This is a genomic window from Hydrogenophaga sp. (genome assembly GCF_014773545.1).
Taxonomy (GTDB): Bacteria; Pseudomonadota; Gammaproteobacteria; order Burkholderiales; family Burkholderiaceae_C; genus Hydrogenophaga.
This window is the reverse complement of the sequence record NZ_SDDV01000001.1, coordinates 164,256-189,693: the sequence shown is the minus strand read 5'-3', so window position 1 is coordinate 189,693 and position 25,438 is coordinate 164,256. Positions and strand designations below refer to the sequence as shown.

At 62.8% G+C, this 25,438-nt stretch carries 31 protein-coding genes and 1 tRNA gene; 9 read left to right on the top strand and 23 right to left on the bottom strand.

The features are described 5' to 3' along the window. Positions 1 to 129: 129 nt before the first annotated feature. The 6 genes from pilB to EST26_RS00890 all read left to right on the top strand — a co-directional run bounded on the left by pilB (position 130) and on the right by EST26_RS00890 (position 5,629). Positions 130 to 1,863 carry a type IV-A pilus assembly ATPase PilB gene (gene pilB / locus EST26_RS00915; RefSeq protein WP_291064595.1) on the top strand — a complete coding sequence of 578 codons (1,734 nt, stop codon included), beginning with the start codon at positions 130 to 132 and terminating at the stop codon, positions 1,861 to 1,863. Between the two features lie 24 nt (positions 1,864 to 1,887). Continuing rightward, positions 1,888 to 3,105, top strand: coding sequence for a type II secretion system F family protein (locus EST26_RS00910; RefSeq protein ID WP_291064593.1), 1,218 nt, complete (start codon positions 1,888 to 1,890; stop codon positions 3,103 to 3,105). Further along, entirely contained in the window at positions 3,105 to 3,959 is an 855-nt protein-coding gene (locus tag EST26_RS00905; protein WP_291064591.1) for an A24 family peptidase, read from the top strand. The genes EST26_RS00910 and EST26_RS00905 overlap by 1 nt, the downstream gene beginning before the upstream one ends. A gap of 8 nt (positions 3,960 to 3,967) precedes the next feature. Further along, on the top strand, positions 3,968 to 4,573 hold the full coding sequence (coaE, locus tag EST26_RS00900; RefSeq protein WP_291064589.1) for a dephospho-CoA kinase: 606 nt from the start codon (positions 3,968 to 3,970) through the stop codon (positions 4,571 to 4,573). Between the two features lie 84 nt (positions 4,574 to 4,657). Then, entirely contained in the window at positions 4,658 to 5,413 is a 756-nt protein-coding gene (gene zapD / locus EST26_RS00895; RefSeq protein WP_291064587.1) for a cell division protein ZapD, read from the top strand. Positions 5,414 to 5,422: 9 nt separating this feature from the next. Next, a complete protein-coding gene (locus EST26_RS00890; RefSeq protein WP_291064585.1) occupies positions 5,423 to 5,629 on the top strand; it encodes a DNA gyrase inhibitor YacG in 207 nt (68 codons plus the stop codon). Here EST26_RS00890 and EST26_RS00885 read toward each other — a convergent pair. The 4 genes from EST26_RS00885 to secA all read right to left on the bottom strand — a co-directional run bounded on the left by EST26_RS00885 (position 5,602) and on the right by secA (position 11,016). Further along, positions 5,602 to 6,075: an NUDIX domain-containing protein gene (locus EST26_RS00885; protein WP_291064583.1), complete on the bottom strand. Its 474-nt coding sequence runs from the start codon at positions 6,073 to 6,075 to the stop codon at positions 5,602 to 5,604. The two genes, EST26_RS00890 and EST26_RS00885, sit on opposite strands and share 28 nt — an antisense overlap. Next, the gene (locus tag EST26_RS00880; RefSeq protein ID WP_291064582.1) at positions 6,072 to 6,947 is read right to left on the bottom strand and encodes an ATP-binding protein; all 876 of its coding nucleotides are present in this window, start codon (positions 6,945 to 6,947) and stop codon (positions 6,072 to 6,074) included. The genes EST26_RS00885 and EST26_RS00880 overlap by 4 nt, the downstream gene beginning before the upstream one ends. Next, positions 6,944 to 8,185, bottom strand: coding sequence for a bifunctional glutamate N-acetyltransferase/amino-acid acetyltransferase ArgJ (gene argJ / locus EST26_RS00875; protein ID WP_291064580.1), 1,242 nt, complete (start codon positions 8,183 to 8,185; stop codon positions 6,944 to 6,946). The genes EST26_RS00880 and argJ overlap by 4 nt, the downstream gene beginning before the upstream one ends. A gap of 68 nt (positions 8,186 to 8,253) precedes the next feature. Continuing rightward, positions 8,254 to 11,016 carry a preprotein translocase subunit SecA gene (gene secA, locus EST26_RS00870; RefSeq protein ID WP_291064578.1) on the bottom strand — a complete coding sequence of 921 codons (2,763 nt, stop codon included), beginning with the start codon at positions 11,014 to 11,016 and terminating at the stop codon, positions 8,254 to 8,256. Between the two features lie 357 nt (positions 11,017 to 11,373). Here secA and EST26_RS00865 point away from each other — a divergent pair, with 357 nt between their 5' ends. Then, a complete protein-coding gene (locus tag EST26_RS00865; protein WP_291064576.1) occupies positions 11,374 to 11,685 on the top strand; it encodes a DciA family protein in 312 nt (103 codons plus the stop codon). A gap of 27 nt (positions 11,686 to 11,712) precedes the next feature. Here EST26_RS00865 and EST26_RS00860 read toward each other — a convergent pair. From EST26_RS00860 to petA, 6 genes are all read right to left on the bottom strand, one after another. After that, positions 11,713 to 11,788, bottom strand: a tRNA-Thr gene (locus EST26_RS00860). An 18-nt stretch (positions 11,789 to 11,806) separates the two neighbouring features. Then, positions 11,807 to 12,328: a ClpXP protease specificity-enhancing factor gene (locus EST26_RS00855; RefSeq protein WP_291064575.1), complete on the bottom strand. Its 522-nt coding sequence runs from the start codon at positions 12,326 to 12,328 to the stop codon at positions 11,807 to 11,809. 24 nt (positions 12,329 to 12,352) lie between these two features. Continuing rightward, the gene (locus EST26_RS00850) at positions 12,353 to 12,964 is read right to left on the bottom strand and encodes a glutathione S-transferase N-terminal domain-containing protein (RefSeq protein WP_291064573.1); all 612 of its coding nucleotides are present in this window, start codon (positions 12,962 to 12,964) and stop codon (positions 12,353 to 12,355) included. Positions 12,965 to 13,091: 127 nt separating this feature from the next. Continuing rightward, positions 13,092 to 13,850: a cytochrome c1 gene (locus EST26_RS00845; protein WP_291064571.1), complete on the bottom strand. Its 759-nt coding sequence runs from the start codon at positions 13,848 to 13,850 to the stop codon at positions 13,092 to 13,094. A gap of 32 nt (positions 13,851 to 13,882) precedes the next feature. Next, on the bottom strand, positions 13,883 to 15,304 hold the full coding sequence (locus EST26_RS00840; protein WP_291064569.1) for a cytochrome b N-terminal domain-containing protein: 1,422 nt from the start codon (positions 15,302 to 15,304) through the stop codon (positions 13,883 to 13,885). Between the two features lie 49 nt (positions 15,305 to 15,353). Then, positions 15,354 to 15,962, bottom strand: coding sequence for a ubiquinol-cytochrome c reductase iron-sulfur subunit (gene petA / locus EST26_RS00835; RefSeq protein WP_291064568.1), 609 nt, complete (start codon positions 15,960 to 15,962; stop codon positions 15,354 to 15,356). Between the two features lie 257 nt (positions 15,963 to 16,219). On the opposite strand from petA, the gene EST26_RS00830 reads away from it, so the two are divergent. Next, on the top strand, positions 16,220 to 16,423 hold the full coding sequence (locus tag EST26_RS00830) for a hypothetical protein (protein WP_291064566.1): 204 nt from the start codon (positions 16,220 to 16,222) through the stop codon (positions 16,421 to 16,423). 8 nt (positions 16,424 to 16,431) lie between these two features. Here EST26_RS00830 and pdxA read toward each other — a convergent pair whose 3' ends face one another. The 3 genes from pdxA to EST26_RS00815 all read right to left on the bottom strand — a co-directional run bounded on the left by pdxA (position 16,432) and on the right by EST26_RS00815 (position 18,549). Then, positions 16,432 to 17,478 carry a 4-hydroxythreonine-4-phosphate dehydrogenase PdxA gene (pdxA, locus tag EST26_RS00825; protein ID WP_291064564.1) on the bottom strand — a complete coding sequence of 349 codons (1,047 nt, stop codon included), beginning with the start codon at positions 17,476 to 17,478 and terminating at the stop codon, positions 16,432 to 16,434. 10 nt (positions 17,479 to 17,488) lie between these two features. Further along, complete coding sequence (locus EST26_RS00820) at positions 17,489 to 18,268, bottom strand: Nif3-like dinuclear metal center hexameric protein (protein WP_291064562.1); 780 nt, start codon at positions 18,266 to 18,268, stop codon at positions 17,489 to 17,491. A gap of 134 nt (positions 18,269 to 18,402) precedes the next feature. Further along, on the bottom strand, positions 18,403 to 18,549 hold the full coding sequence (locus EST26_RS00815; protein WP_291064560.1) for a DUF3149 domain-containing protein: 147 nt from the start codon (positions 18,547 to 18,549) through the stop codon (positions 18,403 to 18,405). 191 nt (positions 18,550 to 18,740) lie between these two features. Here EST26_RS00815 and EST26_RS00810 point away from each other — a divergent pair, with 191 nt between their 5' ends. Then, the gene (locus EST26_RS00810; RefSeq protein WP_291064558.1) at positions 18,741 to 19,886 is read left to right on the top strand and encodes a trypsin-like peptidase domain-containing protein; all 1,146 of its coding nucleotides are present in this window, start codon (positions 18,741 to 18,743) and stop codon (positions 19,884 to 19,886) included. A gap of 11 nt (positions 19,887 to 19,897) precedes the next feature. Here the strand turns inward: EST26_RS00810 and tatC are convergent, their stop codons facing one another. The 10 genes from tatC to hisH form a co-directional block, all read right to left on the bottom strand. Then, positions 19,898 to 20,695, bottom strand: coding sequence for a twin-arginine translocase subunit TatC (gene tatC, locus EST26_RS00805; RefSeq protein ID WP_291064557.1), 798 nt, complete (start codon positions 20,693 to 20,695; stop codon positions 19,898 to 19,900). After that, the gene (tatB, locus tag EST26_RS00800) at positions 20,695 to 21,189 is read right to left on the bottom strand and encodes a Sec-independent protein translocase protein TatB (RefSeq protein WP_291064555.1); all 495 of its coding nucleotides are present in this window, start codon (positions 21,187 to 21,189) and stop codon (positions 20,695 to 20,697) included. Before tatB ends, tatC begins: the two co-directional genes overlap by 1 nt. Positions 21,190 to 21,300: 111 nt before the next feature. Further along, positions 21,301 to 21,543 (bottom strand): Sec-independent protein translocase subunit TatA, encoded by a 243-nt coding sequence (tatA, locus tag EST26_RS00795; protein ID WP_291064553.1) that lies wholly within the window; start codon positions 21,541 to 21,543, stop codon positions 21,301 to 21,303. A gap of 116 nt (positions 21,544 to 21,659) precedes the next feature. Next, positions 21,660 to 22,022: a histidine triad nucleotide-binding protein gene (locus EST26_RS00790; RefSeq protein ID WP_291064552.1), complete on the bottom strand. Its 363-nt coding sequence runs from the start codon at positions 22,020 to 22,022 to the stop codon at positions 21,660 to 21,662. Positions 22,023 to 22,024: 2 nt separating this feature from the next. After that, positions 22,025 to 22,387 (bottom strand): hypothetical protein, encoded by a 363-nt coding sequence (locus tag EST26_RS00785; RefSeq protein WP_291064550.1) that lies wholly within the window; start codon positions 22,385 to 22,387, stop codon positions 22,025 to 22,027. Further along, positions 22,384 to 22,764: a phosphoribosyl-ATP diphosphatase gene (locus tag EST26_RS00780; RefSeq protein WP_291064548.1), complete on the bottom strand. Its 381-nt coding sequence runs from the start codon at positions 22,762 to 22,764 to the stop codon at positions 22,384 to 22,386. Before EST26_RS00780 ends, EST26_RS00785 begins: the two co-directional genes overlap by 4 nt. Beyond that, complete coding sequence (gene hisI / locus EST26_RS00775; RefSeq protein ID WP_291064547.1) at positions 22,757 to 23,167, bottom strand: phosphoribosyl-AMP cyclohydrolase; 411 nt, start codon at positions 23,165 to 23,167, stop codon at positions 22,757 to 22,759. The genes EST26_RS00780 and hisI overlap by 8 nt, the downstream gene beginning before the upstream one ends. 2 nt (positions 23,168 to 23,169) lie before the next feature. Further along, positions 23,170 to 23,949, bottom strand: coding sequence for an imidazole glycerol phosphate synthase subunit HisF (gene hisF / locus EST26_RS00770; RefSeq protein WP_291064545.1), 780 nt, complete (start codon positions 23,947 to 23,949; stop codon positions 23,170 to 23,172). A 40-nt stretch (positions 23,950 to 23,989) separates the two neighbouring features. After that, entirely contained in the window at positions 23,990 to 24,730 is a 741-nt protein-coding gene (gene hisA, locus EST26_RS00765; protein WP_291064544.1) for a 1-(5-phosphoribosyl)-5-[(5-phosphoribosylamino)methylideneamino]imidazole-4-carboxamide isomerase, read from the bottom strand. A 23-nt stretch (positions 24,731 to 24,753) separates the two neighbouring features. Beyond that, the gene (hisH, locus tag EST26_RS00760) at positions 24,754 to 25,416 is read right to left on the bottom strand and encodes an imidazole glycerol phosphate synthase subunit HisH (protein WP_291064542.1); all 663 of its coding nucleotides are present in this window, start codon (positions 25,414 to 25,416) and stop codon (positions 24,754 to 24,756) included. Positions 25,417 to 25,438: the final 22 nt, after the last annotated feature.

The window sequence follows — 25,438 nt, the reverse complement described above, 5'->3', positions numbered from 1 at the left end:
TTCGATGCCCTGCGCGGCCTTGGCGCGCAGGGCATCCGAGCCGCTGCAGCCCGCTGATGGGCGCGCCTGGGAATGCGCCGTGAAATATCCGAGGCGGCAAGCCCTCGAATTGCGTTAGATTACGACTCTATGGTTTTTGTCGAATCCCTCACACAAGAGGCCGCCAGCATCGCCCTGCCCGGCTTGGGCCGCGCGCTCGTGGCGGCCGGAAAACTGGAGCAAAAAGCCGCTGAAGATCTGTACAAAAAAGCTCAGAGCAGCCGCACCAGCTTTATTGCCGAAGTCACCGAATCGGGCGCCGTCTCTGCCGCCGACCTCGCGCACACCATGTCGAGCGCCTACGCCGTGCCTTTGATCGACATCGGTTCGATCGACATCGAGCGCTTGCCCAAGGATTTGCTCGACAAGAAAATCTGTTCCGATTTCCGCATCGTTGTGCTGAGCAAGCGCAACAACCGGCTGCTGATCGCCACTGCCGATCCGGCCGACCAGCAGATGAGCGAAAAGATCAAGTTCGCCACCCAGTTGGGGGTGGACTGGGTGATCGCAGAGTACGACAAGCTCAACAAACTGGTGTCGTCCCAGTCGGTGTCGCTCAATGAGGCGATGGACCAGATCGTCGGCGGCGACTTCGAGTTCGACGACCTCGCCACCGATGCAGTGGTGCCAGACAGCGCCGACAAAGCATCGGAAGTCGACGACGCTCCGGTGGTCAAGTTCTTGCACAAGATGCTGCTCGACGCGTTCAACATGCGCGCCTCCGATCTGCATTTCGAGCCCTACGAAAACACCTACCGGGTGCGCTTTCGCATCGACGGCGAGTTGCGCGAGATTGCCGCACCGCCGGTGGCCATCAAGGAGAAGCTGGCTTCGCGCATCAAAGTAATCTCGCGCATGGACATCTCCGAGAAGCGTGTGCCGCAGGACGGGCGCATGAAACTCAATGTCAGCCCGGGGCGCACGATAGACTTTCGCGTCAGCACGCTGCCGACGCTGTTTGGCGAGAAGATCGTGATTCGGATTCTGGACCCCAGCAGCGCCAAGGTCGGCATCGACGCGCTGGGCTACGAGCCGGAAGAAAAGGCGCGCCTGATGAGCGCCATTGTCCGGCCCTACGGCATGGTGCTGGTGACTGGACCCACCGGTTCCGGCAAAACGGTTTCGCTCTATACCTGCCTGAACATCCTGAACAAACCCGGCATCAATATTTCCACCGCCGAGGACCCCTCAGAGATCAACCTGCCCGGGGTCAACCAGGTCAACGTGAATGAAAAAGCCGGCCTGACCTTTGCCGCTGCGCTGCGGGCCTTCATGCGCCAGGATCCGGACGTGATCATGGTCGGAGAAATCCGCGATCTGGAAACCGCCGACATCGCCATCAAGGCCGCGCAGACCGGCCACATGGTGCTCTCGACGCTGCACACCAACGACGCGCCCACCACCTTGACGCGCATGATGAACATGGGCATTCCCACGTTCAACATCGCCGCCAGCGTGATTCTGATCACCGCGCAACGCCTGGCGCGCCGGCTCTGCCCCACCTGCAAGGCCCCGCTGGACGTGCCGCGCAAAGCCTTGCTCGAAGCCGGCTTCAAAAGCGAAGACCTCGACGGCAGTTGGACGCCTTACAAGCCGATCGGCTGCTCGGCCTGCAACAACGGCTACAAGGGCCGCGTCGGCATCTACCAGGTGATGCCGATTTCGGAGGAAATCCAGCGCATCATCTTGCGCGGCGGCAGCGCGCTCGACATTGCCCAGCAGGCCGGCAAGGAAGGGGTGCGAACGCTGCGCGAGTCGGGCCTGCTCAAGGTCCGCCAGGGCATGACTTCGCTGGAAGAAGTCCTCAGCGTGACCAACGAATGACGTAGCCCCAAGAGCGAGAACACCATGGCCACCAGTGCAGCAAAAAACGTCAAGGACTTTGTTTTCGAATGGGAAGGCAAGGACCGCAACAGAAAGCTGCTGCGCGGCGAGATGCGCGCGGCAGGAGAAAACCAGGTGCTGGCGGCGCTGCGCCGTCAAGGCATCATCCCTGCCAAGGTGAAAAAACGGCGCATGAGCGCCGGCCGGCGCATCAAGCCCAAAGACATTGCCATCTTCACGCGCCAGCTCGCCACCATGATGAAAGCCGGTGTGCCGCTGCTGCAGGCCTTCGACATCGTCGGGCGCGGCAACGCCAACCCCAGCGTGACCAAGCTGCTCAACGACATCCGCAGCGACGTCGAGACCGGCACCGCGCTCAGTGCAGCGTTTCGCAAGCATCCCCTCTATTTCGACAGCCTGTACTGCAATCTGATCGAAGCCGGGGAAGCGGCCGGCATTCTGGACGAGCTGCTCGACCGGCTGGCGGTCTACATGGAAAAAACCGAGGCGATCAAGTCAAAGATCAAGTCGGCGCTGATGTATCCGATTTCGGTCATCGTGGTGGCCTTCGTGGTGGTGGCGGTGATCATGATCTTCGTCATCCCCTCGTTCAAAGAGGTGTTTTCCTCGTTCGGCGCCGACCTGCCCGCCCCGACGCTGCTGGTGATCGCCATCAGCGAGTTTTTTACCGCCTACTGGTGGCTGATTTTTGGCGGACTCGGCGGCGGCATCTACTTCTTGCTGCAGGCCTGGCGGCGCAGCGAGCGGGTGCAGCATGTCATGGACCGGATCATGCTGAAACTTCCGATCTTTGGCAACCTGGTGGAAAAATCGGTGATTGCCCGCTGGACCCGCACGCTGGCGACCATGTTCGCCGCCGGCGTTCCGCTGGTCGAAGCGCTCGACTCGGTCGGCGGTGCAGCCGGCAATTCGGTCTACGCCCGCGGCACCGAGAAAATTCAGCAAGAAGTCTCGACCGGCACCAGCCTGACCAACGCCATGATCAACGCCAAGCTCTTTCCGTCCATGGTGCTGCAGATGTGCGCCATTGGCGAGGAGTCGGGCTCGATCGACCACATGCTGAGCAAGGCGGCCGACTTCTACGAGGCCGAGGTCGACGACATGGTGGCCGGCCTGTCCAGCCTGATGGAGCCGATCATCATCGTCGTGCTCGGCGTCATCATTGGCGGCATCGTGGTGTCCATGTACCTGCCGATCTTCCAGTTGGGCCAAGTGGTTTGATGCCCGACTTGCCACTTGCTGCCGCCGCCCTGTTCGGCCTGTTCGGCCTGTTGGTGGGCAGCTTCCTGAACGTAGTGGTGCATCGCCTGCCCAAGATGCTCGAATTGCGCTGGGCCGCCGAGTGCGCCGAGTTGCAAGCCGAGACTGACCGGCTGGCGCCCACTCAGGCCGAACCCTTTAATCTGCTGCGCCCGCGTTCGCGCTGTGTGCATTGCGGCCACCTGATTCGCTGGTTCGAAAACATTCCGGTGTTGAGCTTTCTGGCCCTGCGCGGGCGCTGCCGGCAATGTGCCGCACCCATCGGCCTGCGCTACCCGGCGCTCGAGCTGTTGTGCGCGGCGCTGTTTGCCTGGTGCGGCTGGCGCTGGGGTCTGAGCTGGGAGGCGCTGGCCTGGAGCGGTTTTTCTGCTGCCGTGCTGGCGTTGGCCTGGATCGACTGGGACACCACCTTGCTGCCCGACGACATCACACTGCCCTTGCTCTGGGCTGGCCTGTGCGCGGCGGCACTGGGGCTGACCGACACCACGCTGCCGGCCGCCCTGTGGGGGGCGGTGGCCGCTTATTTGTCGCTCTGGCTGGTGTATTGGGCCTTCAAGCTGCTCACCGGCAAGGAGGGTATGGGCTACGGCGACTTCAAGCTATTTGCCGCTTTGGGTGCCTGGCTGGGTTGGCAGGCGCTGATTCCAGTCATCCTGATGGCATCGGTGATTGGTGCTGTCGTCGGCATAGGAATCAAACTGCTGGGGCGCTTGCGCACCGGCGGCTACGTGCCTTTTGGGCCTTTTTTGGCGCTGGCCGGTCTGTGCGCCATGATCTTCGGCCCGACGGCCATTTTGGCCACCATCGGCTTGTGAGCACCGCCTTGCCCGCTCCCGCCCCGCTGCGCCTGGGCCTGACCGGCGGCATCGGCAGCGGCAAGAGCACGGTGGCCGCCTTGCTGCGCCAGCACGGTGCAGCGCTGATCGACGCTGACGCGATCGCTCAGGCCTGCACGCAAAGCGGCGGCAGCGCGATGGCAGCGATTGTGCAAACTTTTGGCGCTGACTTTGCCGCCGCTGACGGCTCGCTCTTGCGCCCGCGCATGCGCGAACACGTTTTTGCCCAGCCACAAGAGCGCCAGCGCCTCGAAGCCATCATTCATCCGCTGGTACACGCCGAAATGGCACGCCAGGCCGCTGCGGCCACGGCGCGCTGCCTGGTTTTTGACCTGCCGCTGCTGGTGGAGTCGCCGCACTGGCGCGCCCGGCTCGACTGGGTGCTGGTGCTGGACTGTTCGGTACCGACCCAGCGTCGGCGCGTGCATGCGCGCAGCGGCTGGTCGCCAGCCAGCATCGAAGCGGCTATCAAGAGCCAGTGCCCGCGCGCGCAACGCCTGGCAGCGGCCGACGTGGTGCTATACAACGAGCACGACCAGATCGATCCGCTGCAGGCCTTGGTGGCCGAATTGGCCCGGCAGTTCGGGCTATGATGCAAAATTGTTCTTCAAGCGCTCCTGCGCTGCTGCTGCGGTGTCGATAGCCGGTGCGGCACGACCACGCAAACCCTTGCTGCTGTGATCCTGTACGAATACCCTTTCAACGAGCGCATCCGCACCTACCTGCGGCTGGAACAACTGTTTGGCCGCCTGAGCGAGTTGCTGCCGCGCAGCCCGGCGCTGGAGCACCATTTCGCCCTTCAGACCATCTTCGAGATCATGGACGTGGCCTCGCGCTCCGACATGAAATCCGACGTGCTGAAAGAAATCGAGCGGCACAAGCAACAGCTCAACGGCTACCGGGGCAATCCGGCCATTTCTGAAGCCGCACTCGACACCGTCATTGCCAAACTGGACGAGCGCTTTTCCCGGCTCAGCCAGCGCAGCGGAAAAACAGGTCAGTCGCTCACCGAAAACGACTGGCTCATGAGCATTCGCAGCCGCATCGGCATCCCGGCAGGCACTTGCTCCTTCGACCTGCCGGCCTACTGCCACTGGCAACACCGCAGCGCCGCCCTGCGCCAGGCCGACTTGCAGACCTGGGTCGAGCCGCTGGCGCCGCTGGCCGACGCGATTGCGCTGTTGTTGAAATTGCTGCGCGAAGCGGGTTCGGCGCAAAAAGTGATCGCCATCGGCGGGCAGTTTCAACAAAACCTGCCCCAGGGCCGAACCTACCAATTGCTGCGGCTGCGCATCGACCCGGCGCTGAATCTGATTCCCGAGATCAGCGGCAACCGGCTGCTGATCTCGGTTCGGCTGCTGCGCCAAGGCGATGAACAACGCTTGCAGCTGGCGCCGCAAGACGCTGCATTCGAACTCGCGCTGTGCGCCTGAGAAGTCGGCATGCACTCCAAGGAATCGGTCGCCGCCGACAAAACGGTGCGCTGCCCCGGCTGCGCTGGCGCCAGCGTGTACACAGCCGCAAACCCCTACCGACCGTTTTGCAGCCAGCGCTGCAAAAGCATCGATCTGGGCGCCTGGGCCAGCGAAAACTACCGCCTGCCCGAGCCAGCGCAGCCAGATCAGGACACGCTGCCCGGGTCGCGCTGACAGCGCTCAGTCTCCAGCCACTGCAGCACCGGCAGGCTGCCGGGCAGCAGCGGGGTGCAACGCGGCGGCAGGCGTTCCCAGCAAAACTGCTGGCCTTCGAGCATCTGCAACGCGCCGCTCCAGCGAAAGACCTTGCAAATGTGCAGGCGCACCAGAGCGTGCGGGTAGTCGACCAGGATGCTCTTGCAGGGCTGCACTGCGCCCGGCGTCACACCGATTTCTTCCTGCAGCTCACGCCGCAGCGCCTGCTCGACGGTTTCACCGCGTTCGATCTTGCCACCGGGAAACTCCCAATAGCCCGCATACACCTTGCCTGGCGGTCGGCTGGTGAGCAGGAATTCCCCGCCGGAGGCCAGCAGCACGCCGACCGCCACCGCCATTTCGGTGCGCGGCGCGCTGCCAGCTCGCGCACGCTCGGGGTCAACGCGCCACAGCGGCTCGTTCATGCCGCGGCGTGGCTGCCGGCGTAATCGCGCGCGAACTGGTACGCCACCCGGCCACTGCGCGAACCGCGCTCGAGCGCCCACACCAAGGCCTGCGGCCGCGCCGCATCGATGGCCGTGGCCGGTACGCCAAACGAAGCCAGCCAGACGGCGACGATGCCCAGGTACTCGTCCTGGCTGAACGGGTAGAAGCTGACCCACAGGCCAAAGCGCTCGGAGAGCGAAATTTTTTCCTCCACCGCCTCGCCGGGGTGCAACTCGCCGTCGTCGCTGTGGCTGCAGCCCAGGTTGTCTTTCATGTACTCTGGCAACAGGTGGCGCCGGTTGCTGGTGGCATAAATCAATACGTTGGCACCCGCCGACGCTATCGAGCCGTCGAGTATCGACTTGAGCGCTTTGTAGCCCGATTCACCCTCCTCGAAACTCAAGTCGTCGCAGAACACGATGAAGCGCTGCGGGCGTTGTGCCACCACATCGACGATGTCGGGCAGATCGACCAGGTCGGCTTTATCGACTTCGATCAGGCGCAAGCCCTGCGCGGAAAAAGCATGCAAACAGCCCCTGACCAGGGAAGACTTGCCGGTGCCACGCGCGCCGGTCAGCAGCACGTTGTTGGCCGGCAGACCTTGCACGAATTGCCGGGTGTTGCGCAGTATTTTTTCTTTCTGCGCGTCAATCTCGCGCAAGTCGTCCAGACGGGTCGCGGCGACATGACGCACCGGTTCGAGAACGCCGTGGCCGCTGCTGCGCTTGCGGTAGCGGTAGGCGAGCGAGGCCGACCAGTCGGGGGCGCCCAGCGGCTGCGGCAGCACCGACTCGATGCGCGCCATCAGGTGTTCGGCGCGCTCGAGCAGTCGTTCGAAGTGAAGATTCATGACCTGTAATCGGCGTTGATGCTGACGTAATCGTGACTGAGATCACAGGTCCAGACGGTCTGGCTGGCCTGGCCCCGGCCCAGACCAATGCGCACCACAATTTCTGCTTCTTTCATGACGCGCTGGCCGTCTTCTTCGCGGTAAGCCGGGTGACGGCCGCCTTGGGTGACCACGTGCACGTCGCCCAGGTGCAGCTCGACGCGACTGGCGTCGAGGTCGGCCACGCCGGCGTAGCCGACGGCGGCCAGGATGCGGCCCAGATTGGGGTCGCTGGCGAAGAAGGCGGTTTTCACCAGCGGCGAATGCGCCACCGCGTATGCCACCTGCAAACATTCGGCCTCACACTGGCCGCCTTCGACTTGCACCGTGATGAATTTGGTCGCACCCTCACCGTCGCGCACGATGGCGTGCGCCAGTTGCCGCGCCAGCGGCGTGAGCGCGGCCAGCAGGGCCAAGCCGTCGGCGCTGTCTAGGTCGCTCACGCAGGCATTGCCGGCTTGGCCGGTGGCAACGACGACCAAGGAGTCGTTGGTGCTGGTGTCGCCGTCGATGCTGATGCGGTTGAAAGAGGCGTCGGCCAGCCGGCGCGCCAGCGCGTCCATCAAAGTCGGCGCGACACAGGCGTCGGTGGCCACAAAGCCCAGCATGGTCGCCATGTTGGGCCGAATCATGCCCGCGCCTTTGGCGATGCCGCTGGCGCAGACCGAGCGCCCACCCAGCTCAAAGCGCAGGCTGGCGGCCTTGGGCACGGTGTCGGTGGTCATGATGCCCTGCGCCGCCGAGAGCCAGTGGGCGCCGCTTGGCACCGCTGCTGCGTCGGCCAGCGCAGCCGGCAGACCGGCCAGCAGGCGCTCCAGCGGCAGCGGCTCCAGAATCACGCCGGTGGAAAAAGGCAGCACCTGCTCGTGGCGCAGCCCGAGTGCGCGCGCCAGCACGGTGCAGGTCTGGCGCGCGCTGGCCAGGCCGGGCGCGCCGGTACCGGCGTTGGCGTTTCCGGTATTGATGACCAGAGCACGAATCGCGCTGCCTGCACCCAGGTGCTCGCGGCACACCTGCACCGGTGCGGCTGCAAAGCGGTTTTGCGTGAAAACCGCACCAACCACGCTGCCCTCGTCGAGCAGGAACACCGTCAGGTCTTTGCGCTTGGGCTTGCGAATGCCGGCCTGCGCCACGCCAATGCGCACACCGGCAACCGGCAGCAGTTCTTCAGCCAATGGGGTGTTGAGTTGAACGGGCATCTGATCTCCGTGAAAAATCGAATCGAACCCCCCAGGACAGCAGCCTGTCGATGGGGCAGTTTGCAATCTCAGGCCAGTTTGCCGTGGCAGTGCTTGTACTTTTTGCCGCTGCCGCAGGGGCAAGGTTCGTTGCGTCCGACCCTGGGTACGCTGCTGCTGCCGGCAACAGCGCGCCTGATGGTGGCGGCGTCGGTGGTGACTTCGACCTCACCGGTTTCGGTCGGGGCGCTGTAGGTCACGTTGGCAATGTGCTCGGCGCGCTGCTCGATCTGTTCGGCGGCCTGCGAAATTTGTTCGGCCGACTGCACGCGCACGTTCATCAACAAACGCGTGACTTCTTTTTTCACGCTGTCGAGCATCTGGCCAAACAGCAAAAAGGCCTCGCGCTTGTACTCTTGCTTGGGCTGCTTTTGCGCGTAGCCGCGCAGGTGGATGCCCTGGCGCAGGTAGTCGAGCGCGGCCAGATGTTCGCGCCACTGGCTGTCTATGGCTTGCAACAAGACCATGCGCTCGAACGGGGCGAAGTTTTGCTCACCCACCGCTTGCACCTTGCCATCGAATACCGCCTTGGCGGCCACACACACCCGCTCGGCGATTTCCTCGGCGTCGATCGCATCGGCTTCGTCCACCCAGGACACCACGGGCACGTCGACCGCCCACTCTTGGCGCAAGAGTCGCTCCAGACCTGGCAGATCCCACTGCTCTTCCATGCTGGCATGCGGCACGTATTGCTGCACCAGGTCACGAAAGCAGCCGTCGCGCAGCGCGTCGATCTGCTCGCGCATATTGCTGGAATCCAAAATCTCATTGCGCTGCTGGTAAATCACCTTGCGCTGTTCATTCGAAACGTCGTCGTACTCCAGCAACTGCTTACGAACGTCGAAGTTGCGCGCCTCGACCTTGCGCTGCGCGCCTTCGATGCTGCGCGTGACGATGCCAGCCTCGATCGCCTCGCCCTCCGGCATTTTGAGCCGCTCCATGATGGAGCGCACCCGGTCGCCGGCAAAAATACGCAGCAAAGCATCGTCCAGGCTGAGGTAAAAACGCGACGATCCCGGGTCACCCTGGCGACCTGAGCGGCCGCGCAACTGGTTGTCGATGCGGCGCGACTCGTGGCGCTCGGTGGCGATGATGCGCAAGCCGCCGAGCGATTTGACTTTTTCGTGGTCTTGCTGCCACTGCTGACGCAGGGCTTGGACTTTGACCTCGCGCAGCGCTGGCTCCAGCGTCGCGTCCGCCATCAATGCGTCGACCATTTTCTCCAGGTTGCCGCCGAGCACGATGTCGGTGCCGCGCCCGGCCATGTTGGTGGCGATGGTGATGGCACCCGGCCGACCGGCCTGGATGATGATGTCGGCCTCGCGCGAATGCTGCTTGGCGTTGAGCACCTCATGTGGCAGATTTTCCTGTCTGAGCAGTTCGGCAATGACCTCCGAATTCTCGATTGACGAGGTACCTACCAGCACCGGCTGGCCGCGCCCATAGCATTCGCGGATGTCTTCGATCGCGGCGCGGTATTTTTCCGGCGTGGTCTTGTAGACGCGGTCGAGCTGGTCGTTGCGCTTGCTGGGCCGGTTCGGCGGCACCACCACCGTCTCCAGGGTGTAGATTTCCTGGAATTCGTAGGCCTCGGTGTCGGCGGTGCCGGTCATGCCAGCGAGCTTGCCGTAGAGGCGGAAATAGTTCTGGAACGTGATCGATGCCAGCGTCTGGTTTTCCGGCTGGATCGCCACCCCTTCCTTGGCCTCCACCGCCTGGTGCAGGCCGTCGCTCCAGCGCCGCCCCGCCATCAGGCGGCCGGTAAACTCGTCCACGATGATGATTTCGCCGCCCTGGTTGACGTACTGCTGATCGCGGTGGTAGAGGTGATGCGCCTTGAGAGAAGTCACCAGGTGGTGCATCAGCGCGATGTGGGCCGGGTCGTAGAGTGAAGCGCCCTCGGGCAGCAAGCCGGCCTGGCTGAGCAATTGCTCGGCCTTCTCGTGCCCCTGCTCGGTCAAGTGAATCTGGTGCGCTTTTTCATCCACCGTGAAGTCACCCGGTGTGATGACGCCTTCGCCGGTTCGTGCATCGGCCTCACCTTCTTGGCGCTGCAGTTGCGGCGTGAGCCGGTTGATGGCGATGTAGAGCGCGGTCTGATCGTCGGCCTGACCGCTGATGATCAGCGGCGTGCGCGCCTCGTCGATCAGAATCGAGTCGACTTCATCGACAATGGCGTAATGCAGCCCGCGCTGCACCCGGTCGGCGGCTTCGTAGACCATGTTGTCGCGCAGGTAATCAAAGCCGTATTCGTTGTTGGTGCCGTAGGTGATGTCGGCCCGGTAGGCGGCTTGCTTGTCAGAGCGCGGCGCCTGCGGCAGGTTGATCCCGACCGTCAACCCCAGAAAGTTGTACAGCCGCCCCATCCACTGCGCATCGCGGCTGGCCAGGTAGTCATTGACCGTCACCACGTGCACGCCATGACCGCCGAGGGCATTGAGGTAGACCGGCAAAGTGGCGGTCAGCGTCTTGCCCTCGCCGGTTCGCATCTCGGCCACTTTGCCCTGGTGCAAGGCCAGACCTCCCATCAACTGCACGTCGAAGTGGCGCATCTTCATGACGCGCTTGCTGGCTTCGCGCACCACCGCAAACGCCTCCGGCAACAAAGCGTCCAAGGTCTGGCCTTGCGCGATGCGGGCCTTGAACTCCACCGTCTTGGCCTTGAGCTCGTCGTCGCTGAGTCGCTCGAACTCAGCCTCCAGACCGTTGATGCGCAGCACCGTCTTGCGAAAGGATTTCAGCAAGCGTTCGTTGCGACTGCCAAAAATGGCGGAGAGGAATTTAATGGCCATACATGCAAACCTGCAGCGCCCGCCCTGCGGGCCGCGCACAGTCATTGTTGAAGTTAGGAAGCCCAGACAAAACCGTGTCGCAGCAGTCCGGCGCAGACTGGCAACCGGCGCCGCGCGGGCACAGGGCGGATTTTACCTGTCGGCCAGACCGGCTTGCGCTCGGCAGGCGGCGTTCGACCCCCCAGGCGCAACGGCTGCAGGCGCTGCGCAGCGCCGACCGCCATGAACTGCTCCATCGGGAAAAAACGGCTGCGCAGCGGCATCCACCAACGCTGTCCACCCGAATGAACCATCTCGGATAATGTGCAAGCTCGAGTCTTTCTCCCTATTTGCGCCACCCGCTCACCCGGTCCACCCATGAACACCACCCCACGCTCAACGTTCAGCCTGGAGCAAGCCAGCGAAGCGGCGCCGGCACTGGCGGCTTTGCGCCAGCGCGTGCAGGAATCTCAGCGCCTGCTGCGGCTGGTGCAACACCTGATTCCAGCGGCACTGCGGCCGGCCGTTCAAGCCGGCCCGCTGCTGGGCAGCGACTGGTGCTTGCTGGTCGGCAGCGCCAGCGCGTCCACCAAACTGCGCCATCTGCTGCCCACCCTACAAGCAGCGCTGCGCGCTGACGGCTCGCCGGTGCAGCACATTCGAATCAAAGTGCTGCTGCCCAAACCTTGAAGCCGATACAACAACCTCAGCATTTTTTGGTGCCGCTTGTCTGACTCGAACAGACGACCTATCGCTTACAAGGCGATTGCTCTACCAACTGAGCTAAAGCGGCAGTGAATGGGGATTGATTTTACTTGACTCTTTTCAGCGCCGGCCGCGTCCCGGCACCTGCGGCCGAGCCCGGTGGAGGATCGGGCGGCTCCGGCGCCACCGACTCGCCATCAGATGGCTGCGCCGGCACGGCGCGCAAGCTATTGCGCGGTGCTGGCGCTTTGGCAGCGGCCGAGCGGCTGTCGGGCGCCGCAGCAGCTTGATCCGGCAGCGCGGGTGGCGCAGGAAATGCCATGCCCTGGCCATTTTCGCGCGCGTAGATTGCCGTGACGTGACTGACCGGCACCTGAATATCGCGCACCACACCACCGAAACGGGCCTTGAATTCTATGTATTCATTGCCCAGACGCAACGCGTTGCTCGCCTGCAGACTCAGGTTGAGGACGATTTCACCGTTCTTGACGAACTCCAGCGGCACGCGAACCAATCCATCGACTTGCACCACGATGTGCGGGGCGTAACCGAGATCGGTGCACCACTCATGCAGGGCACGTATCAAGTATGGCCGGGTAGACGGCAGTTCTTGCTCGGAAGAGATCATGGAGAGAGCGTCGACTGCAGCGGCTTATTTGCGCATGACTTTTTCAGACGGCGTGAGCGCCTCGATATAGGCCGGTCGCGAAAAAATGCGTTCGGCGTACTTCAGCAGGGGGGCGGCATTTTTGCTCAACTCGATGCCGTAAAAATCGAGCCGCCACAGCAGGGGGGCGATCGCCACGTCGAGCATGGAAAAACTCTCGCCGAGCATGAACTTGTTTTTCAGAAACACCGGCGCCAACTGCGTCAGGCGGTCGCGGATGTGCGAACGCGCCTTTTCCTGGGTTTTCTCGTTGCCTTTGCTGCTGCGCGACTCCAGCGTGGCCACATGGGCGAACAGCTCTTTCTCGAAGTTGAGCAGGAACAGACGCACCCGCGCCCGATCGACCGGATCACCCGGCATCAGTTGCGGGTGCGGAAAGCGTTCATCAATGTATTCGTTGATGATGCTCGACTCATACAGAATCAGATCGCGCTCGACCAGAATCGGCACCTGGCCGTAGGGGTTCATCACGCTGATGTCTTCCGGCTTGTTGTACAAATCCACGTCGCGGATTTCAAAATCCATGCCTTTTTCAAACAGCACGAAACGGCAGCGGTGGGAATACGGACAGGTGGTGCCCGAATACAAAACCATCATGAGAGGATTATCCTTGTAGAAAAGCAGCGCTGCAAAGTGGGCGACAGAGAACGACGGCAGGGCTGTTCAAAACGAGCGAGCCCGCGGTCATTCTTTGACCGCGGGCTCCAGACCGGCTCAAGTGAAATTACTTGATGTCCTTCCAGTAGGCTGCATTCAGGCGCCAGGCCACCAGGGTGAAAACCAACAGGAACAACAGCACCACCACACCCAGACGCTCGCGCTCGTGGCGCCGCGGCTCAGCCATCCATGTCATGTAGGCCACCAGATCGGCCATATTGCTGTCGAACTCGGCCCGGCTCATGGTGCCGGGTTTGACCTCTTCCCAGCCTTTGTGTACTTGGGTTTCACGGCCATCAACCATCACCGCCTCGAACAAGGGACGGCGCTCGCCTTCGAGCTCCCAAAACGGATTGGGCATACCGATATTGGGGAACACCAGATTGTTCCAGCCGCTCGGACGGGTGTCGTCGCGGTAGTAGTTGCGCATCAAGGCGTAGAGGTAGTCAGGGCCGGAATGCGCGCCAATGGCCGCGCGCGAGCGCGCCACCAGGGTCAGATCAGGCGGGTTGACGCCAAACCACTCCCTGGCCTCGCGCGGGTCCATGGCAACGACCATGGTGTCTCCAATGCGGTCGGTCGTGAAGGTCAGATTCTCGGCAATCTGCTTGTCGTTCAAACCGATGTCGCGCAGGCGGTTAAAGCGCATGAACGAGGCCGAATGGCAGTTCAAACAGTAATTCACGAACAGTTTGGCACCGTTTTGCAGCGCCGCCATGTCGTGCGAGCGGTCGGGTGCGCGCTCGATAGGAATGGTCGGCTTGGCCGCCAGAACCGCGCCCGACAAGCCCAGCGCCAGCACAAAGCTTAGAAGAATTCTTTTCATTTGACGGTTACTCCGCTTGTGGCTGCTGGTTTTCAGTGAGGCTTGAAGGTGACCCGGGTCGGCAGCGGCTTGCATTCGCCGATACGACTCCACCACGGCATGAGCAGGAAGAAGCCAAAGTAGAACAGCGTACCGAACTGAGAAATGCGCTCGTACAGCGGCGTCACCGGCAAGATGCCCAGGTAGCCCAGCACCAGGAAGTTGACCACGAAAGCAGCGTAGAGCCACTTGTTCCAGGTGGGACGGTAGCGAATCGACCGCACCGGACTGTGATCGAGCCAGGGCAGGAAGAACAGGATCAGCACCGCCGCACCCATCACCACCACGCCCCAGAACTTGGCATCGATACTCAGAAACAACAGCACCAGCAACAGCGAAGCGCCAACCACCGTGCTCTTGCCCATCAGGCTCAGCTTGGTTTTGAACACACCCAGCACAGCGCCAAGGACCACGCAGGCCACCAGCACGAACATCATCTGCGTGGTAATGGCGCGCAGCATGGCGTAAAACGGCGTGAAGTACCAGACCGGGGCAATATGCAGCGGCGTCACCATCGGGTTGGCCGGAATGAAGTTGTTGTACTCCAGGAACAAGCCGCCAAATTCGGGTGCAAAGAAAATCAGCGCCGAAAACACCATCAGGAACAGCCCCACACCCAGGATGTCGTGCACGGTGTAGTAGGGATGAAACGGTATGCCGTCCAGTGGAACGCCGTTGGCGTCCTTGTGGTCTTTGATTTCGATGCCGTCGGGGTTGTTGGAGCCCACTTCGTGCAAAGCGATGATGTGCGCCACCACCAGCCCCAGCAACACCAGTGGCACGGCAATCACATGCAGGGCAAAAAAGCGGTTCAGCGTGGCGTCTCCAACCACGAAGTCGCCCCGGATCAACAGCGCCAAGTCAGGACCGATAAAGGGGATGGTGGCAAACAGGTTGACGATCACCTGCGCGCCCCAGTATGACATCTGACCCCAGGGCAGCAGATAGCCCATGAAGGCCTCTGCCATCAAGACCAGGAAAATGGCGCAACCAAAGACCCAGACCAACTCGCGCGGCTTGCGGTAAGAGCCGTAGATCAAGCCCCGGAACATGTGCAGATAGACCACCAGGAAGAAAGCCGAGGCACCGGTAGAGTGCATGTAGCGGATCAGCCAGCCCCAGGGCACGTCGCGCATGATGTACTCGATCGACGCAAACGCCACCGGCACCCCGGCGGCGTTGAGCGACGCGTCGGGTTTGTAGTGCATGGTCAGGAAAATACCGGTAACGATCTGGATCACCAGCACCAGCAGCGACAGCGAGCCGAAAACGTACCACCAGTTCAGATTCTTCGGCGCGTAGTAGTGCGCCATGTGGTCGTTGAAGAGCTTGGAGAGGGGGAAGCGGTTGTCGATCCAGTTGAGCGTTTTATGGCTCAGGGGTGCGTCGGGAGAAATTTCTTTGAATTCAGCCATGGATTGCCTCGGGTGTCAGGTATCTGCTTGCACGGTCAGGCAAGGCGACTCAGGCCTGTGCGTCTTCCCCGACCAGCAATCTGGTCTCTGATAGGTAGTGGTGCGGCGGCACCGCCAGGTTGTCGGGTGCCGGCTTGTGCAAGAAAACCCGTCCTGCCAAGTCGAAAGTTGAGCCGTGGCAGGCGCAAAAAAAACCACCCGGCCAGTCATCGGGCAGCGATGGCTGCGGGCCCGGATTCAATCTGGCACCCGGCGAGCAGCCCAGATGGGTGCAGATACCCACCAGCACCAGGTATTCGGGCTTGATCGAGCGGTGCCGATTGCGCGCGTATTCGGGAGTCGGGACGGCGGTGCGCACCGAATTCGGATCAGCCAACTGAGCATCGATATTTTCCAGAGAAGCCAATTGCTCGGGGGTGCGGCGCATGATCCAGACTGGCTTGCCGCGCCACTCGACCACCAGTTTCTCGCCCTGCAAGATGCGTGAAATGTCAACTTCTACGGGCGCACCTGCGGCCCTGGCCCGCTCGGACGGTTGAATGCTGCTGGCAAATGGAACGGCGACGCCAACCGCACCGACACCGCCAACGGCGCAGGTAGCGATCAGCCAGGTTCTGCGGCTGTTGTCGACAGCCGGCTTCGTGAATGCTTCGCTCATGACAAACTTTCTAGCTGGTTCGAGAGGAGTTTTTGGGTGTCTGCGGATTGTACTGGAGCCCAAGATGCGATCTGTGGCTCACAGATGCGATCTGTGGCCTGGCATTAACGTGAAAGTCGGACCGCGACTCACTTCGCTCCCATCTCCCGTGCGCAGGAGAGGGGTTGGGGGAGAGGGAGAACGGGCAGGACTTTCATTTTTTGGGCGGCTTTCAAAGTCATACCCGTTGGAGGCAGGCCACAAATGCAAAGTTGCGTGTGCTGCAGCCAAAACTCGACGCCTGCACGCCGGCGCCGCACCACGTGCCGCGGGCAGTGAAACGATCGGACAAGTCGGCGGCTCTCATGGTCGATCCGATCAAGCGCATCATGAAAAACCAGCCGCCGACACCTGCGGCGCCGCCCGCACCAAGCGAAGAGGTGCTGTTGCTGCATCAGATACGCGACCAGTTGCGCCGCTGAAGCAGCCCTCAGTCGGGCGCGGCCTGCAGCGCGGCGTCGATGGCCGCCAGCAGGCTGGCCGGGCTGGCTCGGCCGCTGCCGGCCAGATCGAAGGCGGTGCCATGATCCGGGCTGGTGCGAACGAAGGGCAGCCCCAGCGTGGTGTTGACCCCGTGCTCGAGCCCGAGCAGCTTGACCGGGATCAGACCCTGGTCGTGGTACATCGCCACCACCACGTCGAAAATGCCCTGACGGGCGCGCATGAATACGGTATCGGGCGCATGCGGACCGCTGCAATCGATGCCCTCGCTTTGCGCCTGTCGAATCGCCGGGCCAATGGAGTCGATTTCTTCGCGACCGAACAAACCCCCTTCGCCGGCATGCGGGTTGAGTCCGGCCACCGCAATGCGCGCCGAGCTCGGACCAAAACGGCTCAGATGCGCGTGCGTGATGCGCAGGGTTTGCAACACCTGCTTCTGGGTGACGGCATCGAGCGCCTGCCGCAGCGAGACGTGGATGCTGACCAGCACGGTGCGCAGGCCCGGACAACTCAGCATCATGCGCACCGGCAGCGCAGCCGGCGCCAGCCCCTGATGCGCCGCCGCCAGCGCCTGCAGCATTTCGGTGTGGCCGGGGAATTCGAGTCCGGCGGCGGCCAGCGCTTCTTTGTGGATCGGCGCGGTGACGACGGCGCGCGCCCGGCCATCGAGGGCCGCCTGGGCTGCAAAGCGAATGCAGTCGGCCGCCGCCAGGCCGGCCTCGGCGCTGACTCGGCCCAGAGCGACTGGCTGCTTCAGAGCACACGCTTGTACCAGCGGCAAGCCAGCGGGCGGGGTTTGCGCAAAGTCTGACCATTGGTTCAATTCGACCAACATGATCGGCGCGGCCTGTGACGCCAGTCGCTGCGAGCTCAGCCGCAGCGCGCGGCGCAGCACCGCCACGTCGCCAGCGACCAGCACCTGACGGCCCAAATCGGGGCGCTGTTGAAAGGCGCTGGCAATGATTTCCGGGCCAATGCCGGCCGGGTCGCCCATGGACAACACCACGGGCCGCGCTGTTCGCCGCAGCAGTTGCATCGCAGACGTCTCAGGCCGGATTGTCGATGTCGATGAAGCTGTGGCGCAGGCCCAGTTCGGCCGCCACATGCGCGCCCACCGCTGCCACGCCGTAGCGCTCGCTGGCGTGGTGGCCGCAGGCAATGTAGGCCACACCGCATTCGCGTGCGTAGTGGGCCTGCGGTTCGGAAATTTCGCCGGTGATGAAGACGTCGGCGCCGGCGGCGATGGCCGCCTCGAAATAGCTTTGCGCGCCGCCGCTGCACAGCGCCACGTGCTCGATCGGTCGGTCCGGCTGCGCCACCAGCGTCACCGCTCGGCCCAGCGCTTGCTGCACCTGCGCTGCGAGCGCCGCAGCCGAATCGGCGCGCCGCTGGCCCATGAAACCCAACGCCTGTTCGCCAAAACGACCGCGCACGCCGTCGTACAAAGCCACGCCCAGCAGTTGCGCCAACTGGGCGTTGTTGCCCAGCACCGGGTGCGCGTCAAGCGGCAAATGGTAGGCCAGCAAGCTGACGTCGTGCGCCAGCAGGCGTGCCAGCCGCTGTTTGAGCCAGCCCGTCACGCAGGCGTCCCGGCCGCGCCAGAACAACCCGTGATGAACCAAAATCGCGTCGGCCCCGGCATCCAGCGCGGCGTCGATCAAGGCCAGGCTGGCCGTCACCCCCGTGACCAGATGACGAATCTCAGCCCGCCCTTGCACCTGCAGGCCGTTCGGCGCGTAATCTTGCAACAAGCCCGGTTGCAGCAGGTGATCGAGTGCCCGCACCAGGTCGGATCGGGCAAGAGCAGCTTGGGGTTCGCAGGGCATGGCAAGCAGGAACTAAAGAATCGGATGCCCCGCCAACGCTGCCAAGCAGCGCAACACCAATGGGTCAACCGTGCCCTATTGTGACAGCGTGGCATGCCCCTGCGCGCTGCGCCGCGCGTCTCAAGGCCAACCGATCAAGAATTCCGCTGGTCCGCGTCCGATTCCTCGACCTTGCGCTTGAAAAAGCGGTAAAACCAGATCGCCATCGCAATGACGCCCACAATGGTGGCCAAGCTAAAGAGACCGTAAGGGGTCGTGAAAAGGTCTACCACTGCAGTCATGATGCACTCCGTCGCTTGATTTGAACAAGACCTGATTGCAACTGCTTACACGATTGGCCGCCTTGATCTGGGTCAAGCACTTGAAACAGCGCTGACTGCTTGCATTTAAGCTCACAATCAGAACTGGGGGGCGAGTCCCGCTGAACGCCTCCTGAAACAAACCCCTGACCCATCTTTTGTCACCGCCTCCCATGCAACGCCTCTGGCTCATATTCGCCCAAGCCGTCACCCTTTTGCTGGCGGTGTTTTTTGTTGTCGCCACACTGCAACCGCAGTGGTTGCAGCGCTCTGCGCCGGCGCCGCTGGTGCTGGCCCCAGTGCCGCCCACCGGAGCGGCTCCAGCCTTGCTAGGTGCAGCGAGTTTTCGCCTTGCAGTCCAGCACGCCGCTCCAGCGGTGGTCAGCATCAGTACCCGACGGGCAGCGGCCGTCAACCCGCACCTGAACGATCCCTGGTTCCGATTTTTCTTTGGCGACCAGGCCCGGCTGCGGCCTCAAACCGGTCTGGGTTCGGGCGTGATCGTCAGCTCGGCCGGCTACATCCTGACCAACAACCACGTGATCGAGGCCGCCGCCCAGATCGAGGTGGTGCTCAACGACGGCCGCAAAAGCCCAGCCCAGGTGATAGGCACCGATCCAGAAACCGATCTGGCGATCCTGAGAATCGATCTGCCTGACTTGCCCGTCATCACGCTGGGCGACTCCAATGCCTTGGCGATTGGCGATCAGGTGCTGGCGATCGGCAACCCCTTTGGTGTCGGTCAAACCGTCACTGGCGGCATCGTCAGCGCCTTGGGTCGCACCCAGTTGGGCATCAACACCTTCGAGAACTTCATTCAGACCGACGCTGCCATCAACCCGGGCAACTCGGGCGGCGCGCTGGTGGACGTCAACGGCCACCTGATGGGCATCAACACCGCCATCTACTCGCGCTCGGGCGGCTCACTTGGCATCGGCTTTGCCATTCCGAGTTCGACCGCGCGCAGCGTGATGGAGGCCATTGTGCGCGATGGTCAGGTCACGCGCGGCTGGATCGGCGTCGAGCCGCAGGAACTCGACGCCGAACTGGCGCACAACCTGGGCCTGCCTGCAGGCGGTGGCGTCATCATCACCGGCGTGCTGGAAAATGGCCCGGCGGCCCGCGCCGGCCTGCGTCCAGGCGATGTGATCACCCACGTTGCCGGGCAACCGGTGCGCAACGTCTCGCAATTGCTGGCAGCGGTTGCCGCGCTGGCGCCTGGAACACCATCGACCGTCGAGGTGGTGCGTCGCTCGGGCAAGACCGAGCTTGACATTACCCCCGGTCGTCGCAGTCCCCCGCCGCAGCGGCCGCGCTGAGAGGGCTGCGCTTACTTGGCGCTGCTGGCTTCGCTGGCTTGCTCGGGCACCGCCGCTGGCAGCTTGATGAACCACTGAGCGCCCCAGATGCCCAACTGATACAGCAGGCACATGGGCAGCGCCAGCGCGAGCTGCGAAATCACGTCGGGCGGCGTGATGACCGCCGCGATGATGAATGCCAGGACGATGAAGTAGCCGCGAAAGTCCTTCAACTGCTGGATCGTGACCATGCGCAGCTTGACCAGCAATATCACAACCACCGGCACCTGAAACGCCAGACTGAACGCCAGATAAAGCGACAAAATGGCTTCGACGTAGGAAGCCACGTCGGGCGTGGCCGCCACGCTGTCAGGCGTGAAGTGCTGAATGAAGGCGAACATTTGGTCGAGCACGAACAACTGCACGAAAGCAATGCCGCCATAGGCCAACAAACTGCCGATCACGATCATCGGAATGGCAAAACGCTTTTCCTGGCTGTAGAGCCCGGGCGCCACAAAAGCCCAGACCTGGTACATCCACCACGGCAGCGACAGCAACAAGGCCGCCATCAGCAACACCTTGATCGGTACGAAAAAGGGCGAAAACACACCGACCGCGATCAGCTTGGCGTCGGGCGGCATATGGGCGCGAATCGGGATGGCGATCAAGTCGATCAGACCGGCCGGGCCGGGCCAGATCGCCAGCAACACCATGCAGGCAGCCAGACCCATCAAGCCATAGAGCAGGCGATCGCGCAGCTCCTTGAGGTGCTGAACAAACGGCTGCTCGCTGCCGGCGAGTTCGTCCTTGGAGTCTTTTGCTGAAGCCATTAGCGGGGCGTGGAAGTTGGCCGGGGCCGAAAACGCGCCACCCGGGCGGCACCCGACTGGGTGTGGGTGCGCACACCGTTGCGCATCTTGTACCACTGCGGTATGGCTTTTTGCTTGATGCGCCAGTTCTTTTTTGGTCGCTTGTAGGCGGGCATGGCATCAAAGCCGATACCGTCTGACGGGGCCGACCCCGGCGTGGCAGCAGCATCGAGACCGGCCGTGACGTCCGACCAGGACTTTTCGAACTCGTGCGTACTGCTGTGCACCGAGTCCTCGACCTCGCGCGCCGCGCCTTCCATCGACTCCTTCATTTTCTTGAGTTCTTCGAGATCTATGCTGCGGCTGACCTCGGCCTTCACATCGGCCACATAGCGTTGCGCCTTGCCCAGCAAGGCACCCACCGTGCGCGCAACGCGCGGCAGCTTCTCGGGCCCGATGACCAGCAGGGCCACGGCTCCAATGACAGCCAGTTCAGAAACGCCAAAGTCAAGCATGGGTCAGGAATTCAGGACACGTGGCGCGCGCCGCAAAGACTGCACGCCTGACCCGGTCAGACAGAAAGATCGCGTCAATCGGATCGAGCGATGATCATATGCGGCCAAAGCTCAGCTTTTTTGCCTGGCTTCGACGTCGATGGTGTTTTTGTCGGCCCGGGTTTCCTGCGTGACTTGCGCTGCCGCAGCCGTGCTGGCGTCAGCGTCGCTCGCACCGCTGTCTTTCACGCCGTCCTTGAAACCCTTGACCGCGCCGCCGAGGTCGGCGCCGATGTTCTTGAGTTTCTTGGTGCCAAACACCAGCACCACGACCAACAAAACGATTAACCAGTGCCAGATTGATAAGGAACCCATGATTTTCTCCAGAGATAGGACAAGACGGCAAATGCAAGTGTTGGGATTCTAAGGTCGGCTCAGAGTTCAGGCTTGCGCCTGCGTAAAACCCAGTTCGAGTAAAAAAATAGGCACCCTCAGCCGCGCAGCCAGGGACGCGCGCCGCCCATGACGTGCAGGTGCAGGTGCTGCACCTCCTGCCCGCCTTCGGCTCCGGTGTTGCAGACGATGCGAAAGCCACCCTGCGGGTAGGGGTTGCAACCTTGCTCCAGCGCCAGCCGGGGTGCCAGCAGCAGCATGCGCCCCAGCAGCCGCTCGTGCTCGGGCGCAATCTGCGCCATCGACGCAATGTGCAGCTTGGGCAGCAGCAGAAAATGCACCGGCGCCCAGGGCTTGATGTCGTGAAAGGCGAGAATCTCGTCGTCTTCGTAGACTTTTCGGCACGGAATGTGGCCAGCGATGATCTGGCAGAAAATGCAACTCGAATCAAACGTGCTCATGTTCAGCCCGGCATGGGTTTTTGATCGCTCCAGTAGAGCAGGCCTTTGACGATGCGGTAGATGAACCAGATTGCCGCCACAAACCAAATGAGGAAGCCGACCAGAATGAACATGGTCAACGCGCCCAGCACAGCCCACAGCAAGCTCCACCAGAAGGTGCGAATCTGCCAACTGAAGTGGCTCTGGTACAAGGTACCGGCAGCGTCTTCGCGTTTGACGTAGTTGATCACGATGGCAATGATGCCAGTGATGCCAGCCAGCCAGGACAAGGCGTACAGAATATAGACCACCAGCGTGATCTGGCGCAGGCTGGCGAGTTGCTCGGGCGTTTTTCCCGCGTCTGGCGTCACGTCGAATGCGTTCATGGCCTGACTCCTTGTTGTTCGGATTGTTTTTGCAGCGCTTGGCGCAAGGCCATTTCATCCAGCCCGCTCAGACCCTCGCGGCGCGCGAGTTCGCTGAGCACGTCGGCGGGCGACTTGCTGTAATACGCCAGCGCAATCAGGCAGTGAAACCAGAGGTCGGCGATTTCGTTGACCAGTTTTTGCGCATCGCCGCCGTGCTCGCAGTCCTTTGCCGCCATTACCGCTTCGGTGGCCTCTTCGCCTATTTTCTTCAAAAACGCATCCGGCCCTTGGTGCAGCAGGCGTGCGACGTAACTGGTCTGCGGATCCCCTCCGTGGGCGGGCTTGCGGCTTTCAAGTACGGCCGCCAGTCGGGCCAGGGTATCGGTTTCAGTCATGAGTGGCTTGCGTGTAAATTGATTCGGGGTCTTTGAGCACCGGATCGACCGTCACCCATTGACCATTGTGAAGACGCTGGAAGAAACAACTGTGACGCCCGGTGTGGCAGGCGATGCCGGGCTCGTGGCCGTGCTGGGTGACTTTGAGCAGCAGCACGTCGTTGTCGCAATCGATCCGGATCTCGTGCACCGTTTGCACATGGCCCGATTCTTCACCCTTGAACCAGAGCTTGTTGCGCGAGCGGCTGAAGTAGACCGCACGGCCGAGCTCGGCCGTCTTTTGCAGCGCCTCGCGGTTCATCCAGGCGAACATCAGCACGTCGCCGCTGCCGACCTCCTGCGCAATCACCGGCAGCAGGCCTTGTGCGTCCCACTTGATGGCATCGAGCCAATTGCTTGTCATGCTCAAAGTCTCACGGGTATGCCGCGTTCGGCCATGCGCTGCTTGGCCTGTGCGACGGTGTATTCGCCGTAGTGGAAGATGCTGGCAGCCAGCACCGCGTCGGCACCGCCTTGCTGCACCCCGTCGGCCAGGTGATCCAGTGTGCCGACGCCGCCGGAGGCAATGACCGGCACGTCCACCGCGTCGGCCACGGCACGTGTCAGCGCCAGGTCGAAGCCGCTCTTGGTGCCGTCACGGTCCATGCTGGTGAGCAGAATTTCGCCCGCGCCGCAGTCGGCCATCTGCCGCGCCCAGGCCAGTGCGTCGAGCCCGGTGTTCTGGCGCCCGCCGTGGCTGTAGACGTCCCAGCCCTGGCCGCGGTGGAGCAGGTCCTCGCCCTGACGGCGCTTGGCGTCGATGGCGACCACGATGCACTGCGAACCGTATTTGTCCGACGCAGCGCGAATCAGCTGCGGGTGGGCAATGGCTGCCGAATTGAAGCTGACCTTGTCGGCGCCCGCGTTGAGCAAGCGGCGCACGTCATCGACCGTGCGCACGCCGCCGCCGACGGTCAGAGGAATGAAGACCTGCGAGGCCACCGCTTCGATGATGTGCAGGATCAGATCGCGCCCGTCGGAGGTTGCCGTGATGTCCAAAAAGGTCAGCTCGTCGGCGCCCTGCTCGTTGTAGCGCGCCGCAATCTCTACCGGATCGCCCGCGTCGCGCAGCTCGACGAAGTTGACACCCTTGACGACGCGACCACCGGTCACGTCCAGGCAGGGGATGATGCGTTTGGCGAGCATGTCAGGCCGCCGCGCAGCAGGTCTTGCGGTGCTTCATGGCTCAACCGTTCAAATCATCGGCGAGCTGCTGCGCAACCTGAAAGTCCAGGTCGCCGCTGTAGATCGAGCGGCCGCAGATGACGCCTTCGACGCCCTCGTCTTCCACCAGGCACAAGGCCCGGATGTCGTCCAGGCTGGACAGGCCACCGGAGGCGATGACGGGGATGGACAGCGCCTGCGCCAGCTTGACGGTGGCTTCGATGTTGATGCCCGAGAGCATGCCGTCGCGGCCGATGTCGGTGTAGATGATTCCTTCGACACCGTAGTCCTCGAACTTTTTTCCCAGGTCAAGCACCTCATGGCCGGTCAGCTTGCTCCAGCCGTCGGTGGCGACCTTGCCGTCCTTGGCGTCCAGGCCGACGATGATGTGGCCGCCGAAGGCGGTACAGGCGTCTTGCAGAAAGCCGGGGTTTTTGACGGCGGCGGTGCCGATGATGACGTAGCGCAGGCCGGCGTCCAGGTAGCGCTCTATGGTGTCGAGGTCGCGGATGCCGCCGCCCAGCTGCACATCCACCTCGGAGCCCACCTCCTTCAGGATGGCGCGGATCGCTGCCTCGTTCCTGGGCTTGCCGGCGAAGGCGCCGTTGAGATCGACCAGGTGCACGCGGCGCGCGCCCTTGTTGACCCAGTTGCGTGCCATGGCGGCCGGGTCTGCACCGAACACCGTGGATTGGTCCATGTCGCCCTGCTTGAGGCGAACGCATTGGCCGTCTTTGAGATCGATGGCGGGAATCAGCAGCATGATGGTGGTCGGTAGCGGTTGGTTCAGGGGTTCCAGGTCAGAAAATTGCGGTACAGCGCCAGGCCCTGGTCGGCGCTTTTCTCTGGGTGAAACTGGGTCGCGAACAGGTTGTCGCGCGCAATCGCCGCCGCAAAGCGGCCGCCGTAGTCGGTCTCGCCCACGCAGTGCTGTGGGTGCGTTGGCTGGGCGTAGTAGCTGTGCACGAAGTAAAAGTAAGCGCCATCGGCAATGCCAGACCACAGCGGATGCGGCGCGCCTGGGCCCAGTTGATGATAGACCCGATTCCAGCCCATCTGCGGCACCTTGAAGCGGCTGCCGTCGGCCTGCAAGCGACCCGCGAGCTGAAAGCGCAGCACCTGGCCCGCAATCAAGCCCAGGCCATCGGTCGGGCCTTCTTCGCTGCGCTGCAACAGCATCTGCATGCCAACGCAGACGCCAAACAGCGGCTTATGGGCAGCAGCGTGCAGCACGGCATCGAGCAGGCCGCAGGCGGCGAGTTCGCGCATGCAGTCGGCCATGTGCCCCTGGCCGGGCAGCACCACGCGTTCGGCCTCCCGCACATCCTGCGCACGCGCGGTGACGCGCACGTCCACATCAGCGGCCTGCGCCGCGTGCGCCACCGCCTGCGACACCGAGCGCAGGTTGCCGCTGCCGTAGTCCAGCACGGCGACTGTCTTGCGTCTCATCGGGGTAGGCAGAAAGGCAAAC